Genomic DNA, 15,647 nt, shown 5'->3' on the forward strand with positions numbered 1-15,647 from the left:
CAGTCTGTACGTCGATAAACAGGCGCTTACGCTTTTGTTCTTCGTTCGTACTTCTGTTGCCGAAGGTGGCAGCCTGGTTTGCAGGTGCTCAACCACTATAATGTCTTACGGACATTATCTGGTATCGCAACATCTTTTTTCTGCCCTCCGGGCAACGGCCGCTCCTTTGGGGTCACCGGCGAAAACTGGATGTCGCGCAGGCCAGCGGAAACCCCCACTTCAAGACGATTTGTTTTTTAATCGGCTAAGTGGGGGAGGTTCATCCTAAATCATGTCCCGTTACAATAATATAACCCACTAAAAAGATATTTAAAGCTATAATAACTCCCGTACAAATCCAGGCCAGCGATTTCACCCATGTACTATTTGCAAACTCACCCATTTTTTCCTTGCTGCTCGTGAATAAAACAAGGGGAATGACTGCAAAAGGGAGCTGAAGGCTCAAAACGACTTGGCTCCACAAAAGCAACTCGCCTACACCTTTAGACCCAGCTATCCATGTCACGATAAAGGCGGGAATAACTGCAATCAAACGGGTAATCAAGCGGCGGAGCCATGGGGAAATCCTCATGTTGATAAACCCTTCCATAACGATTTGTCCTGTCAAGGTTCCAGTAATGGTTGAATTCTGTCCGGAAGCAAGGAGTGCTACAGCAAATAAAGTGCTGGCAATTCCTACACCCAAAGTCGGGCTTAGCAACTTGTATGCCGCTTCAATTTCCGATACGTCCAGTCCTGTTCCGTAAAATGCGGCAGCCCCCAGAATCAAGATGGCTGAATTGATTAAAAAGGCAATGGAAAGCGAAAAAGTGGAATCCAAAATTGAAAATTTGATTGCTTCTTTCTTTCCTGCACGACTGCGCTCAAAATTCCTTGTCTGCACAATGGATGAATGTAAATATAGGTTATGCGGCATCACGGTTGCCCCTAGGATTCCCAAAGCGATAAACAGCATTTGTGGATTGGCAGCAATCTCGGCTTTTGGAATGTATCCTGCCAATATAGAGGATACTTCCGGTTTGGCTACTATTACTTCAAAGACAAATACAATGAAAATCGTAGCCATCAGTACAATGATAATGGATTCGATGACACGAAATCCTTTCTTTTGCAACAGCAGCAACAACATGACGTCCAATGTCGTAATCAAAATTCCAAGTAATAAAGGAATGTTGAACAATAGGTTTAGTGCTATCGCGGAGCCGATCACCTCCGCTAAATCCGTTGCAATGATTGCAATTTCGGTGAGTATCCAAAGAAAATACGCCGTTTTTTTCCCAGTCGAATCTTTTGTGGCTTGTGCAAGATCCCGCCCAGTAACAATACCAAGTTTCGCAGACAGCCCTTGAAGCAACATGGCAATCAAATTGGAAATGAGAATAACGCTCAGAAGGGTATAACCAAACCTTGCTCCACCTGCGATGGAAGTTGCCCAGTTTCCTGGGTCCACGTAGCCAACGGCAACTAGCGAACCAGGCCCCGCAAATGCCAAGAATTTTCTCCAAAAGCCTGCGTTTGCAGGGACATGAATTGAGCTGTTTACTTCTTCCAAGCTAAGATTAGAGCTCTTTCGCAGCCATCCATTACGTTTTACTTCCTGTTCATCAGACATTCAATCAACTCCTAAAGTAAAGCCGAGGGAAACAAGGTTGCCTTAAGGCAAAAAAATGAGTGAAATAGATTTCTTTTTTTGTAAAAATATCATAAAGCTGTTTCTTTCACAAGCAGTTTGTGTTCTTTGTGAAATTAATCACAATATATGACAAATATCATCCCAAAGTGATGACGTTTATGTCTACTCCAAATTGGTACTTGCTCTTATCATTAGATGTAACATCAATTGGGAGAGGGTCACATGAACAAAGAGAAGACGAAACAACTGCGTAAAAGCGTAGCAGCTTTTGCTAAATCTGATCTGAAAAAGAGCACTGGTCAATTATTAAATACGATTCCACCCTTCTTGGTACTATGGTTTCTGGCGTATCAGAGCTTATCCGTATCCATTTGGCTTACCCTTGGTTTGGCAGTAGTGGCTGCCGGGTTCGTTGTTCGCATATTTATTATCTTTCACGACTGCACCCACGGGTCTTTTTTCAAAAATAAAAAAGCGAATGATATACTTGGCACGATTACAGGAATTATAACTCTGTTTCCATATGAAAAGTGGAAAAGAGAGCACGCGATTCACCATGCCTCCAGTTCGAATCTCGATAAGCGGGGCGTTGGCGATATTTGGTTGATGACCATTGATGAATATAAACAGGCTTCAAAAGGACAACGTCTTTGGTACAGATTCTATAGAAATCCGTTTGTCATGTTCGGATTGGGCCCGTTGTATCTAATTTTGATCTCTAATCGGATTAATAGGAAAGACGCTAGAAAGAAAGAACGGTTGAATACATATTTGACCAATCTTATGATTGTAATAGCGTACACGTTGATGATTGCAGTTGTCGGTTGGCAGGCTTTTCTCATTGTCCAAGGGACCATCATGTTTACTGCAGCAATGCTCGGAGTCTGGCTCTTTTATATTCAGCATACTTTTGAAGACTCCTATTTTGAGGAAGAGACGGAATGGAATTATGTAAAAGCAGCTGTTGAAGGCAGCTCCTATTATAAACTGCCTCGAGTATTGCAATGGGTAACAGGGAACATCGGATTTCATCACGTGCATCATTTGGCGCCGCGTGTACCAAACTATCATTTAGAAGAGGCTCATGATATGACACCGCCGCTTCATCATGCTACGACCATCACAATTAGAACAAGCCTTGAATCTTTGAAATATAAATTATATGATCCGGAAAATAAAGTATTTGTCACCTTCAAAGAGGCACAGCGAAGGATTCAGATAGAAAGAAAACGGCCGAATTTGAAGCCGAAACATATAAGTTTTGAAACAAAATAGTTAGTTTAAGCCATTCCATATTGGTGGAATGGCTTTTCATTCATATTAAAGAATAGCTTGTTATAGAAAATTTTAGGATTAAGCTGTCTCCTCGGGAATCGTCTTGTTTGCCCGCGCTGACCAAGGCGCTTCGCTTTTCTTAATCATCATTGATATAATATGTCCGACAGACAGGAGTGACTATCTGATATGGGTAGCTGGTTTAGCATTTTTCCAAGAAATAAATGGCTGAGTATTTATGTATGGATTATTTTTTGCTTATTGCCCTTCTTTTTCATTTTTAGGTCATCGTCACCATTGGAAATCTCAATAGGCATTACGTTAATGCTGCTGTATTTTTTATCATATATGTTCTCGTATAAGTCAAAAAATAATGGACTTGTCTATATGTGGGTCAGTTTTGAAATTGTCATAAATATTGTCATGACCTTGTTATTTGGATATGTGTACTTGGCTATTTTTACAGCATTTTTTATCGGGAACATTCGAAATCCTGTTGGATTCTATATCATTTACGGTCTTCATATTGCATTTACTGTAGGGGCAATTGTAGCGGGGTTTTTCATAGAAATCGATTTGTTCCTTCCGCAAATTCATTTTATCCTTGTATCAGTTCTAGGAACGGTGCTTCTTCCTTTCAATCTCTTTTATAGGAATAAGCAGATCAATCTGGAAGGGCAGCTGGAACATGCGAACGAACGGATTTCTGAATTGACCGTACTGGAAGAGCGCGAACGGATATCGAGAGATCTGCATGATATTCTTGGCCAAAAACTGTCGTTAATAGGATTGAAAAGTGATTTGGCCGGGAGGCTTATTTTTCGAGATCCGCAGGCGGCAGAAAAAGAGCTGCAAGATATCAGGCAAACCGCCAGTACCGCATTACGTGAGGTGCGGGAGCTTGTTGCCGATATCCGGGCGGAGAAGCTGGACAATGAGCTAGTCAGGACGAAACAGATGTTCAAAGCAGCTGAAATGGAATTAACAGTTGAGGGCGACTCTTCCTTGGGACAAGTTCCAGCAATCATTGAGAGCGTAATGAGTATGTGTTTGAAGGAAGCGGTAACGAATGTGGTGAAACACAGTGGTGGTACGGCTTGTCGGATCACATTCAAAGAAACTCCGAACGAATATGTCCTCTCTGTCGAAGATAACGGTATTGGAATTGCCAATGAAGGAAAAGTCGAACCTGGAAGCGGGTTGAGGGGGATGCGGGAACGCTTGGAATTTGTGAATGGCAGTCTCCACGTTGAAGGCGGAAAAGGGACAAAGCTTACAATTCGCGTACCCGTAGTACTAACACATATCGTGAAGGAGGTTGATTGATATGATTCGTATTGTCATTGCCGAAGATCAGGGGATGATGCTCGGAGCCCTTGGCTCGCTGCTAAATATGGAAGAAGATATGGAAGTTGTCGGACAGGCCAGAAATGGGGAAGAGGCAGTCAGGCTTGTAAAAGAGCTTGAACCTGATGTTTGTATCATGGATATTGAAATGCCGCTTAAAACTGGACTTGAAGCAGCACAGGAACTAAAGGGTTTCTCTAGTAAAATCATCATTTTAACCACTTTTGCGAGGGCCGGATATTTTGAGCGTGCCCGAAAAGCTGGAGTTCGAGGCTATTTGTTGAAGGAGAGTCCCATTGAAGAACTGGTTTCTTCTATCCGCCTAATCATGGATGGAAGGCGCATGTACGCCCCTGAACTGGTGGATATCGCCTATGGTGACGACGATTATATGGAGAACCCTTTGACTGAACGCGAAAGTGAAGTTCTCAGTCTTGTCGCCGAAGGAAAAACAACAAAAGAGATTGCGAAGGAGCTGTATTTGACTCCAGGTACGATCCGAAATTATATATCTTCCATTCTTGAAAAGTTGAACGTTGGTAACCGGATTGAAGCCATTGCCAGGTTCAAGGAAAAAGGATGGTTTAAATAGGGCAGGCCAGCGTTTTTCTCTTCGCTCAAGAAGGCAGCTATCCGTTGTAACGGATGACTGCCTTCTTGTCTGTTTTTAGGAAACTTCTATTTCAGCAGGCGGAAGGAACAGTAGCTTCTAAGCAGTTGTCCCGTTTGATGTTTAAATGACGTTTTCTTTATGAAGCAACTTCTCAATTTCTTCTTTTGTTACTGGTGGGCTGTAAAGGAAGCCTTGCCCAAGTTGGCAGCCGTTTTGCATTAGGAAATTCGCTTGTTCCTCTGTCTCGATGCCCTCAGCAATCAATCCGAAGTTCAAATTGCTTCCCATCTCTATAATTGTTTTGACCAAAGAGGCAGTGTTTGCGTTAGTCATCATTTTTTGGACGAAAGATTTATCAATTTTGATGACATCAATTGGCAGGCTGCTCAGCACACTTAAAGATGAGTATCCGGTACCAAAATCATCAATAGAGACTTTAATGCCGATGTTTTTCAGTTTGCTGATAATCGCAAAGGATTGGTTGATCTTCTGCATGACACTTTCGGTGATCTCCAGCTCCAGATATTTAGAAGGCAGCAAATTTTGACTCAATGTTTCGTCGATCAATTCGATGAATTGTTGATCCTCAAATTGCAATGCCGAGACATTAGCGGCAATTTTTATCCGGATTCCGATGCTTTGCCATAACTTGATTTGCTTGCAAGCTTCCTGGATGACCCACTTTCCAATTGGTATAATCATGCCGGTCGTTTCGGCGACCGGAATAAATTCGTATGGGGAAATAGTACCCAATTCCGGATGCTTCCAACGAAGCAACGCTTCCACCCCTACAATCCGCTTGCTTTTCAAATGTACCTGAGGCTGATAATACAGTTCAAATTCATTATTATGGAGGGCCTTTTTCAATCCATGCTCTATTTTTATTTTCCTGTCATGGATTTTATCATCTTCATGTACGAAAAATTGATAGTTGTTATATCCGCTTTTTTGAGCCAAATGCATTGCTTTGTATGCATTTTTCATCAAAGTGCCTACATCTTTGCCATCATCTGGATACATACTGATGCCGATGCTTATTGTTGTAAAAAATTCCTTTTTGTTCATAATAAAGGGGGCCATAAATAATCCTAGGAGTTGTTCAGCAGCTTCTTTAACTTTTGATTCATCCGTATTCTCTATCAAGAGAATGAATTCGTCCCCGCCATGCCTTGCAAGCATCGCATTGGAAGGGGCCTTTTCAATTAGTCGTTCACTAACTTTGATGAGTAACCTGTCCCCAAGCTGATGTCCTAGCGTATCATTGAAGACTTTGAACCTATCCAAATCTAGAAACATGACTGCAAGCTGATGGCTTTTTTTTTCACTCCACTTAATAGCATCCTTTAAAGTACTTTGAAACTTCATTCGATTTGGGATTCCAGTCAATTGGTCATAATAGGCCATGTAATGCATTTTTGTTTCATGGGTCCTTCGTTCTCTCAGCGATAGGGTGTGCATCAAGCCCATTATAATGATGTTGATGATAGCGATTCCAATCAATATAGAATTTGATCCGATAAAGAATTCCCATTTCTTTGGCTTCAACAGAACAACCTCGTAATGGTTTGCATAGATAGTCATTGATTTCATTGCCAGATAGTGGGAGATGTATACTCCAAGGGATAATATGACTGCAGCGGGTATGTGAAAAAGGGAGAAGCTTTCCTTGATTGTCTTTGCAAACAAACAACCTGAAATAAAAGACAATCCGATCGCAGAAACAAATGAGATGACCACAAGCAAATAATTATATTCGATGAATGCATTTGTAACAATTCCATATGTGCCGCTATAATGCATGATTGTAATGCCCGCGCCCAGCAGGACAGAAGCAGGAGCTAGAGTTGAGAAAGTGGCCTCTTTTTTGAGTGTGAAGATATAAAAGGCAACATACGACAGGGTGATCGTGGAAAAAAGTGAAAAAAACATTATTGGGCCATTGTAAATTGCCTCATTCTCAGTCTTCAGAGACAGTGAGGAGATAAAATGCATGGACCAAAGGCAGCTTCCCAACATTAAGGCGCTTGCTGCAAGCCAAAGCTTTCTCTTTTTTTTCGATTTTACCCCGCGAACCCTCCTCAACAAATCCAATGTAATGACACATAAAAATATTGAAATGACAATGGAAATGAGTACAATAGAGTAGTTGTATACGAATGTGATTTCTACCATTAATAAAACCCTCGTTCCAACTGAATTTAGATAAATAACTGTTTAATTTTTTTATCGGTTTTTTTCGAATTTTGTAAAGGGAATTGTTTTGATTTAACTTTATTCAGCAGAAGTCTCCCACTTCTATAAGTGGTGAGATGAATGCATGTTGTGGTATTCCATTCAGCGGGGGTTCAAACCTAGGCTGAATAAAATTAAAGCCTCCGGCGGATGCCACAGATTTTTACAGGAAATTTATCGAGCGAAAGCTCGANGTTGTGGTATTCCATTCAGCGGGGGTTCAAACCTAGGCTGAATAAAATTAAAGCCTCCGGCGGATGCCACAGATTTTTACAGGAAATTTATCGAGCGAAAGCTCGATAAAATCTGGGCGCAAATACGCCAAGGCGCATTTGATAAATAAGGTGGGAGATTCAACATTTTGGTGAAAGTTGTTGGTCCTTTTAAGCTAAAAAGAAATTCTCATATTATAATGGAAGTAGATAGTACCATACATGTTGAAATAACGGCCTGGTTGGCCTGAATTTAATGGCGGGTTCAAAAGACCTGCCTTATTAAGGGGACGAATCGAATGATATTGAGCAAGACGGAGTCTCGTGAAGGACAGATTAAGACGGGACAAATTGCAGCATTCTTTGCTGATATGATGGCGCTTTTCAAAGGGATTGTACTGATTGCCAATGTGCTGCCCGTTTTTATCGGCTTCTGGTTAGCATTGGTGTTTACCAATATCTCCTTCGCCATGCATCTGAATTTGTTTTTTTTGACAATCATCGGCAGCACGCTTGTCATGGCTGGTGCGCTTGTCTTGAACAACTGGTATGAAGTTGATTTGGACACTGCTATGGACAGGACTCAAATACGCCCTACCGTTACTGGGAGGATTTCGCTGAAAGCAGCCTTGATACTTGGGATAGTATTAAGCATCATTGGATTTGTTTTTTTGGCTTTCACAACGTGGGAAGCCGTTCTTTATGCGTTTATTGGATGGTTTACGTATGTGATTATGTATACGATGTGGACAAAACGCAAATATACCTTCAATACGATTGTGGGGAGCATTTCTGGAGCTGTTACACCGTTGATTGGGTGGGCGGCGGTTGCTTCTGTCAACCACATTGTTCCTATTGTTCTGTTTATGATTTTATTCATTTGGCAAATGCCGCATACTTTTGCAATTGCGATGAAAAGGCATGATGAATATAAAGCGGCGGGAGTGGCGATGCTTCCTGTCATCCGCGGGTTTGAGATGACAAAGCGCCAAATGTTTGTTTATGTCGCTTGTCTGTTGCCCTTTCCTTTCTTTTTGGCACCGCTTGGCACAGCATTCATTGCTGTCTCGACTTTAATGAACCTGGCATGGCTGGGGCTGGTGATTAGGGGATTTTTTGTAAAAGATGATATTAAATGGGCAAGAATCAATTTTGTAGTGTCAGTCAACTATATTGCCATTATTTTCATTATGATGTTTTTAGTGACTTTGTAAACTGGAGGAGTTGTTTGAACTCCTCTTTTTTCATGCAAATATAGCAGGTATAATGGAATGAACAGTAGATGAAGGGGATTTTTCACAATGTCTCAAGACTTTTTTGACCAAATGCAGAAGGAGACGGCTGTCATCTTAAATGAGGTTCAAAGAAAGGCAGTGCTTCAGACAGAAGGACCGCTGCTTCTGCTCGCTTCGCCGGGTTCGGGAAAAACAACGACCATCATTATGCGAATTGGATACCTTATTCAGCAGAAGAAGGTTCCTCCTGCCCGGATAAAAGCCGTTACCTTTAGCAGGGCTTCTGCCAACGATATGAAAGAGCGCTTTAAACAATTTTTTCCCGAGCTTCCTCCAGTAGATTTTTCTACGATTCATAGTCTGGCTTTTGAAACTGTTCGGGAGCAATTGTACGAGGAACGGGTCGATTACCAGATTATTGAGGGGAATACGGAAAATGGATTGCATAAGAAGTTGATTTTGCGCAAGCTGTTTGAATCTGTTGTTAGTGAGACAATGACAGACGATCAACTGGAAGAGCTTATGACCTATATCAGTTTTATAAAAAATAAAATGATTGCTCAGGATGAGTGGTCGTCGGTTAAATGCACTGTTCCAAAGGCAGTAAAGATTTTACAGAGGTACGAAAAATTCAAGCAGACAGGTCATCACAAGCTGTTGCTGGATTTTGACGACATGCTGACAATGGCAAATGATATTTTTGAGAATGAGAAAGAGCTTCTGAAGAAATATCAAAGCAGATACGATTACATATTGACGGATGAAAGCCAGGATACGTCATTGGTGCAGCATAAAATCGTGGAAAAGCTGACAAGGGAACATCGCAATCTATGTGTGGTGGCTGACGATGATCAATCGATTTACAGCTGGAGAGGGGCAGAGCCGTCTTATTTGCTGGATTTCAAGAAGGCTTATCCGAGTGCAGAAGTTTTGTTTATGGAGCAGAATTACCGTTCTTCTAAGGAGATCGTAGAGACTGCAAACAATTTTATCAAGCAAAACAAAAAACGGTATGCCAAAAATATGTTCACGAAAAATCTTTCGTCAAAGCCTATTGTATTTAAAAAAATTTCAGATTACAAGTTGCAAGCAAAATATTTGGTGAAAGAAATCAGGGATGAAGAAAGTTTGTCGGATATTGCGGTATTGTATCGGAACAATGCTTCTTCCATCGCATTGATGAATGAATTTGACCGGGCGGGCATCCCTTTTTTCATGAAAGATTCGGACAACCGCTTTTTCTCTCATTGGGTCGTTGGCGATATCCTAAATTTTATGCGGATGACTTTTACGGATAAAAGGCCGGATATTTTAGAGAAAATCCACACAAAACTTAATGGTTATATTACAAAAAAACAGATGATGGCTCTAAAGCAGATCAAAAATAATGAATCTGTTTTTGATAATCTTATCAACCACGTTCCATTGAAAGATTATCAGGTAGAAAGGTTGAAGGATAACAAGGATACCTTTCGTCAAATGAAAGAAATGCCGCCGCTCCATGCGATCCATGTCATTAGGGATCGGTTGGGATATGAGAAGGCCTTGGAGAACATGTGTGAGCGCTTGGGATTCCGAAAAGAATATCTCCTGGGTATTTTAAATACGCTGGAGGAAATCGCGCAGGAACTCAAAACAATGGAAGAGTTCGCGGCGCGTTTAAAACATTTGGAAGCAAAACTAAAAACATCCAAATTTAAGAAGGATGAAAATGCAGTTACCTTCTCCACTTTCCACAGTGCGAAGGGCTTGGAGTTTGAAAAAGTGTACATGATCGACTTAGTCGACGGTGTCATCCCATCAACCGAAGACAAAAAGGGGGATATAGAAGAGGCTGTGCGCTTGTTTTATGTCGGAATGACCCGAGCCAAAAGGCACTTGGAATTGATTTCATATCAACAAAGAGATGGGGCGAAAACAATGGAATCCCAATTTGTCAGCGATGTCTGGAACATCATGAACCCATCGAAGGAAATCGCCATCCAGGGGCGGGAACTAAGAGAAAAAACAAAGGCTGTTGAGGCTAATCCAAATGCTATTTCTGACATGTCCGAGCTCCAGCAAGGAATGTCCGTAAAGCATAGAGTATTCGGAGCAGGCAGTATCAAATCACTCAGCGAAGAAACCGTACGGATTCAGTTTTCAAATCAGGAAAAATCTCTTTCTATTAAAATGTGTTTGGAACGTGGGTTGCTGGAGCCTGTTTGAGAAAGGGAGTGTGAGCCTTACTCGGGGGATTTGAGAGGGAAAAGTGCCTGTTGGGCGGGGTTGCTCCAACAGGGGTGTATGGGCGGCATGATGTAAGCGAAGCCTGAACCCCTTGATACACAAGGGTTTGACGGCAACGAATTATAATCAACAACATTCCAACAACATTTTAAAAACATCCTTCCACTCAAATTGTTGTGTGAAGGATGTTTTTCTTATCTGGTTTAAAATAAAGATAAGTTGGGAAGTAATGAAAAAGACAACGGTATTTTATGTGGATTTTATAAAGATTTGTCTCTTTAGATATGCTCAATCAAAGATTTTTCCTATACTATACCTTTACCGGTTATGTTGACATGTTTTTGTGCATATTATATAATGATCTTAGCGATCAGGCCCAGATCCTTACGAGGACTGGGCTATTTTTATGGAGATGAAGACGTTTGAAACCTTTTAAAACTCATAGACAACAATTGGGAATCTTACGTGACCGTGGTTTAGAAGTTAAAAATGGATCAACAGCATTGAGAATACTCGAAAAAGAAGGATATTATGCTTTGATAAATGGGTATAAGGATCTTTTTCTTAAATTAGATACTCAAGGTAAACCACTTGATCCAGAGGAATATAAAAAAGGTACAACCTTTGATGAAATATATCAGCTTTATTCTTTTGATCGAAGTTTGAGAAACTTAATATTAGAATATATATTAATGTTTGAAAGTAGTATTAAAGCAAAAATTTCTTATCGTTTTTCGGAGAAGTATAAAGAACAGCATGCTTATTTAGTATTGAAGAATTATACTCGTAATCCTGATCAATTAAAAAACGTACTTGATTTAATATCAACAATTTCAAATACTATATCAAAAAAAGGTAAAGCAAAAGGTGAGAATCCAATAAAACATTATTTGGATTCTCATGATGGTGTTCCGCTATGGGTTTTAGTAAATTATTTAACATTAGGCAACATCAATTATTTTTACATGTGTCTCACTGATAGTTTACAGAACACTATCGCTAAGGACTTTGCAATAAACTTTAATAGAGATTACCAACAAAATTGCCAAATAACACCGGCTATGATTTTGGATGTACTAAAAATGGCGAATTTCTTTAGAAATGTATGTGCTCATGAAGAAAGAATGTATAGCTTTAGTGTACACAACCCACCCAGAAACGCTCAAATTGGAAAAATATTAGGCATTCCACGAAATCATATAAATAATGGAAGGTTGTTTACCTTGATAACGTTCCTTAAACTTGTTTTACCTAGAAAAGATCATAAGCAACTCATTAAAGAAATTAAACTGCTCTTTAATGAATATGAAAATAAATTTTCATCTGTAAGCTTCGATGATATTCTTTTTAAAATGGGCTTTCGGTATAATTGGGAAACGAGATTTTAGTATCAATATATAGGTTTAAAAAAGACCCTCATAAAAATGGTGGTCTTTTTTTAGAATATACCCGTTTTGAACGATTGTTTCAAAACGGGTTGGTTTCATTTTGCGAATGGTTTTGAAGGTTTTCTGAAGCTTCATTATCGTGTTATTTTCTACGTTTCGATATTTATAACCTGATCCATTAACTGACTAAATCGTTCTGCATCTTTTTCTCGAACTGGTTTAGTAATATGCAGATATATCCTTTTAGTGATTTCGTCATTTGCATGTCCTAACCTTTTCATAATTCGTTCTAATTCCACTCCTGCTTCTGCCAATAAAGAGGTATGCGTATGACGAAAAGCATGTGGAGACAAATGCGGATTCATATTTGCGATTCGGAGAATTCGGTTCATTCGATGTTGTACAAATTTAATGTAATGTGGATACCCCGGATATTTATTGCTATTAACAAAAATAAAATCTTCGTCGTGATAATCTTCTCCCGTAGCTTCTTTCAATTGCTCGTTATAAGAAATGACATTTTGTAAAGCGTCGTAGACGACCGGTGCAATATCAATGGTTCTTCTCGATGTTTTGTTTTTAGTAGTCACCAGCTTATAATCCTTTATAATATTCTTTGGGTTATAAAGTGTTTTAGAAATCTTTAGAAAGTAAGTCCCTTCTTCTTCGAATACATCTGTTGTTTTTAAAGCACACAATTCTCCTAATCTCAATCCGGTATATGCCAATGTAAGAAAAATTTCATAGTCATGAAGAAGACCATGATCTTTACAGGTTTTCAGGAAATTAGACAATTCATTCTTTTCCATATAATTAGGTAGCTTTTCTTCATTTTCGATTTCTTCAACTGTTTTCGTATATCTTGGAAAGTAGCTGTAGCGTGTTGGGTCTTCTTTAATAACCTCCAATTCAACCGCCTTTTCGAAAATCATTTTTCCGGTAATATAGATTCCTTCCAATGTGCTTTCAGAGAACCGTTTTTTCATATCGTTAATTGCATCTTGGAACATCTTTAGGGTAATATCTTCAATCGAAATATGTCTAAAATAGTGTTGCCAATTATTGATTTCATTTTTCCTAATCCTAATAGTTCCCGGTTTTACAGCTCGTTGATTTTGATAAATATCTAGCCACATATTGCAAAAATCATAAAAAGATTTGTCGTCTCCTTGAAAAATACTCCCCTTACCTTTGATTTCCTTCTCCAATTCATAAGCCATTTCCTGTGCTTCTCGCTTAGTTTTAAAACCCTGCCGGCTTGTCTGTTTTCGTTTTCCTGTGATTGGGTCTTTTCCATTATCAATTACAAACCTCCAAAACACCCCGTTTTTTGTTTGGTATTTGTAAAATGATGCCACTCCTTCGATTTCTCCTTTCAGCATTCAAAATAATTGTTTCGATTCCCTCCTTTCATACTTAGTCCTAAAAAGATTTGTGCGGTATTGCTTATTAGTTAAGATGCACAGTGTAATTGTAGGCGCAATTCAGCAAAATCATATTCAACATGAAACACCCTTGAAATTTCATGTATGATTTCTTCCCTTGTCATATTTTGGGCGCATAAAGATAATTGGTTCATAAGAAATTTTGGTACACAAAAATACAAATGGAAGTTGTGCAATTCTCTAGTTGCTTTACCTTCCAAAAACATTTGGTAACAAGCATAAACAGCCATGCTTCTTCCGAAGTCCTGCCAAAGATCATGCTTACTTTGCTCTTGGTTTAAGTAAATTCTCCACTCCCCGCCAAGATTGTTAAGTTCGGTCGGATAATTATAAAAGTGTATATGTAATCCCAATTTTTCTGAAATATCTAAGATGACTTCTTCCACTGATGCATCTTTCAATTGTTCCCACCGATGAATGTTGATGTCAGAATAAATGTTTTTAATGAAATTATGCATAATGCTTTTTTCCTCCCATCTTGTTCATAGTTGCTATAGATATAAATTAAAGACACAGCAGCCAACTTGAAGGAATTACTAGGATGTATCGCTGCCCGGCTGGCCGTATCGAAGCCCTAAACCAATCAACAGACACCCTCACTTTCTAACATTCCCCATTTATAACGATGACTATTATACCATGACGAATTGCACGAAACACATGTTCTATTAAAAGGCATTTTTAATACCTACCGATAGGTAGATATTAAAAACCGTCCGGTAGGTATTCAGATTTGAATTCTAAACGCGTTTTAAAATCTCTATATTTTAACCAAAAACAAAAAATGTTTGTTTATCTCTTTTTTATTTATCGTCTCTTTTTTCACCTTTAATCAAATTCCACATAGTCCGTAATTTTTCTAAATCTTCTTGGTCAGACTTAGAAAGATCTATAAACCATCTTTTTAAATTAGGATCGCTTATCGCTTTTAAAAATTCTTCTTCTTCTTCATTCCTGTGCGCAGAAGTAGGCTTGCTTGTAATACCTAAAAGGTAATCAGTGGAAACATCGTAAAGCTCGGCTATTTTGGCGATCATGTCGTTATCTGGTGTCCGTAACCCGTATTCCCAATTTGCATAAGTCGATAAAGTATTGACATTCAATTTCTTTGCAACATGAGTCTTGGACCAACTTTTACTTTCGCGTAACGCCTTTAACTTTTCCGAGAGATTATTTTTCATTAATACACACCTTTTCCCTCAAATTATAAAAAAATAAAGAAACGGACATCCAAACATTTATAAATATATTAACATACTTACACAAAAAATGAAAGATTTTTCACAGTTTGAAAAATAGTTAGGTTGACATACACGCTATGAGTAGGTTACTATGTTGGTGAGTTACCCGTAACGTGTATAAATAATGAAAGGCTGTTGAAAGATGTAATCATGAATCTAATGAACTATAACATTAATCGGTTGAAACGAATTAGGATTGAAAAAGGAATATCCCAAACGTATATGGCGCGTAAGTTAGGATACAAAACACCTTCTGGATATGCCAACATCGAAAGCGGAAAAATAAAATTAACACTTGAAACAGCTTTAATGATTTCAGAGATTATTGAAGTGGATTTTCACGTCCTTTTTTTTGACTAAAACATACACATATTGTGTATATTTTTTCTTTGAAACATACACACCTTGTAAATATTCATTTAAAGGTAACTAAGGGGGAAGAAAATCATGAGTTCTATGTTAGATCATTTGAAATCGGAATTGATGAAAGAAGAATTAAAAGCACTCTTCAAAGAAGCGTATGAACTCGGTATTCAAGATTCTAAAAAGCAATACAAATACCCGTTGCTACTGACTAAAAAAGACTTGGCGGAAATATTTCAAGTAAAAGAAGCGACAGTCAACAAAATTGTCGGAAGAAGAGGGTTTCCGAAAGCTCGTTTTGTTTCAGCCAGGTATCCAAGGGATGAAGTTTTTAAGTGGATGGAAGAAAACAGCGTGCGAAACTCGGTTACATAAAGAGAGCCGTCAGCAAGGAACCTATGAAACTATTTTTCGTTCCTATACATAAGAGCATA

The 15,647-nt window shown here is 39.0% G+C and carries 13 protein-coding genes; 8 read left to right on the forward strand and 5 right to left on the reverse strand.

Annotation, left to right across the window (positions count from 1 at the left end):
• Positions 1-259: 259 nt before the first annotated feature.
• Complete coding sequence (locus D5F11_RS22850; protein WP_120118595.1) at positions 260-1,612, reverse strand: Nramp family divalent metal transporter; 1,353 nt, start codon at positions 1,610-1,612, stop codon at positions 260-262.
• Between the two features lie 243 nt (positions 1,613-1,855).
• Here D5F11_RS22850 and desA point away from each other — a divergent pair, with 243 nt between their 5' ends.
• The 3 genes from desA to D5F11_RS22865 all read left to right on the forward strand — a co-directional run bounded on the left by desA (position 1,856) and on the right by D5F11_RS22865 (position 4,847).
• A complete protein-coding gene (gene desA / locus D5F11_RS22855) occupies positions 1,856-2,908 on the forward strand; it encodes a Delta(5) desaturase DesA (RefSeq protein WP_120118594.1) in 1,053 nt (350 codons plus the stop codon).
• A 189-nt stretch (positions 2,909-3,097) separates the two neighbouring features.
• On the forward strand, positions 3,098-4,234 hold the full coding sequence (locus D5F11_RS22860) for a sensor histidine kinase (RefSeq protein WP_120118593.1): 1,137 nt from the start codon (positions 3,098-3,100) through the stop codon (positions 4,232-4,234).
• A gap of 1 nt (position 4,235) precedes the next feature.
• Positions 4,236-4,847: a response regulator transcription factor gene (locus D5F11_RS22865; protein WP_120118592.1), complete on the forward strand. Its 612-nt coding sequence runs from the start codon at positions 4,236-4,238 to the stop codon at positions 4,845-4,847.
• 141 nt (positions 4,848-4,988) lie between these two features.
• On the opposite strand, the gene D5F11_RS22870 is transcribed toward D5F11_RS22865, so the two are convergent.
• Positions 4,989-7,040: a bifunctional diguanylate cyclase/phosphodiesterase gene (locus D5F11_RS22870; protein WP_120118591.1), complete on the reverse strand. Its 2,052-nt coding sequence runs from the start codon at positions 7,038-7,040 to the stop codon at positions 4,989-4,991.
• 571 nt (positions 7,041-7,611) lie between these two features.
• Between D5F11_RS22870 and cyoE the strand changes: the two genes are divergently transcribed.
• The 3 genes from cyoE (at position 7,612) to D5F11_RS22885 (ending at position 12,164) form a co-directional block, all read left to right on the forward strand.
• Positions 7,612-8,526, forward strand: a complete 915-nt coding sequence (gene cyoE, locus D5F11_RS22875) for a heme o synthase (RefSeq protein ID WP_120118590.1) — start codon at positions 7,612-7,614, stop codon at positions 8,524-8,526.
• Between the two features lie 87 nt (positions 8,527-8,613).
• On the forward strand, positions 8,614-10,755 hold the full coding sequence (locus D5F11_RS22880; RefSeq protein ID WP_120118589.1) for an ATP-dependent helicase: 2,142 nt from the start codon (positions 8,614-8,616) through the stop codon (positions 10,753-10,755).
• A gap of 443 nt (positions 10,756-11,198) precedes the next feature.
• Positions 11,199-12,164: an Abi family protein gene (locus tag D5F11_RS22885; RefSeq protein WP_120118588.1), complete on the forward strand. Its 966-nt coding sequence runs from the start codon at positions 11,199-11,201 to the stop codon at positions 12,162-12,164.
• A 149-nt stretch (positions 12,165-12,313) separates the two neighbouring features.
• Here D5F11_RS22885 and D5F11_RS22890 read toward each other — a convergent pair whose 3' ends face one another.
• The 3 genes from D5F11_RS22890 to D5F11_RS22900 form a co-directional block, all read right to left on the reverse strand.
• Positions 12,314-13,546 (reverse strand): site-specific integrase, encoded by a 1,233-nt coding sequence (locus D5F11_RS22890; RefSeq protein ID WP_120118587.1) that lies wholly within the window; start codon positions 13,544-13,546, stop codon positions 12,314-12,316.
• A 71-nt stretch (positions 13,547-13,617) separates the two neighbouring features.
• Complete coding sequence (locus tag D5F11_RS22895) at positions 13,618-14,010, reverse strand: hypothetical protein (protein WP_126646664.1); 393 nt, start codon at positions 14,008-14,010, stop codon at positions 13,618-13,620.
• A 402-nt stretch (positions 14,011-14,412) separates the two neighbouring features.
• A complete protein-coding gene (locus tag D5F11_RS22900) occupies positions 14,413-14,790 on the reverse strand; it encodes a helix-turn-helix domain-containing protein (protein WP_120118585.1) in 378 nt (125 codons plus the stop codon).
• 210 nt (positions 14,791-15,000) lie between these two features.
• Here D5F11_RS22900 and D5F11_RS22905 point away from each other — a divergent pair, with 210 nt between their 5' ends.
• Positions 15,001-15,210 carry a helix-turn-helix transcriptional regulator gene (locus tag D5F11_RS22905; RefSeq protein ID WP_245998302.1) on the forward strand — a complete coding sequence of 70 codons (210 nt, stop codon included), beginning with the start codon at positions 15,001-15,003 and terminating at the stop codon, positions 15,208-15,210.
• An 87-nt stretch (positions 15,211-15,297) separates the two neighbouring features.
• Positions 15,298-15,588 carry a helix-turn-helix domain-containing protein gene (locus tag D5F11_RS22910; protein WP_245998303.1) on the forward strand — a complete coding sequence of 97 codons (291 nt, stop codon included), beginning with the start codon at positions 15,298-15,300 and terminating at the stop codon, positions 15,586-15,588.
• The last annotated feature ends 59 nt before the right edge of the window (positions 15,589-15,647 follow it).

Origin of the sequence: Siminovitchia terrae (assembly GCF_003605405.2) — a bacterium.
In the GTDB taxonomy this organism is placed as follows: Bacteria; Bacillota; Bacilli; order Bacillales; family Bacillaceae_C; genus Siminovitchia; species Siminovitchia terrae.

Bases quoted from the DNA above. Each gene is read 5' to 3' on its own strand.
- D5F11_RS22850 (WP_120118595.1), bottom strand. From the start codon at position 1,612: ATGTCTGATGAACAGGAAGTAAAACGTAATGGATGGCTGCGAAAGAGC.
- desA (WP_120118594.1), top strand. From the start codon at position 1,856: ATGAACAAAGAGAAGACGAAACAACTGCGTAAAAGCGTAGCAGCTTTT.
- D5F11_RS22860 (WP_120118593.1), top strand. From the start codon at position 3,098: ATGGGTAGCTGGTTTAGCATTTTTCCAAGAAATAAATGGCTGAGTATT.
- D5F11_RS22865 (WP_120118592.1), top strand. From the start codon at position 4,236: ATGATTCGTATTGTCATTGCCGAAGATCAGGGGATGATGCTCGGAGCC.
- D5F11_RS22870 (WP_120118591.1), bottom strand. From the start codon at position 7,040: ATGGTAGAAATCACATTCGTATACAACTACTCTATTGTACTCATTTCC.
- cyoE (WP_120118590.1), top strand. From the start codon at position 7,612: ATGATATTGAGCAAGACGGAGTCTCGTGAAGGACAGATTAAGACGGGA.
- D5F11_RS22880 (WP_120118589.1), top strand. From the start codon at position 8,614: ATGTCTCAAGACTTTTTTGACCAAATGCAGAAGGAGACGGCTGTCATC.
- D5F11_RS22890 (WP_120118587.1), bottom strand. From the start codon at position 13,546: ATGCTGAAAGGAGAAATCGAAGGAGTGGCATCATTTTACAAATACCAA.
- D5F11_RS22900 (WP_120118585.1), bottom strand. From the start codon at position 14,790: ATGAAAAATAATCTCTCGGAAAAGTTAAAGGCGTTACGCGAAAGTAAA.
- D5F11_RS22905 (WP_245998302.1), top strand. From the start codon at position 15,001: ATGAATCTAATGAACTATAACATTAATCGGTTGAAACGAATTAGGATT.
- D5F11_RS22910 (WP_245998303.1), top strand. From the start codon at position 15,298: ATGAGTTCTATGTTAGATCATTTGAAATCGGAATTGATGAAAGAAGAA.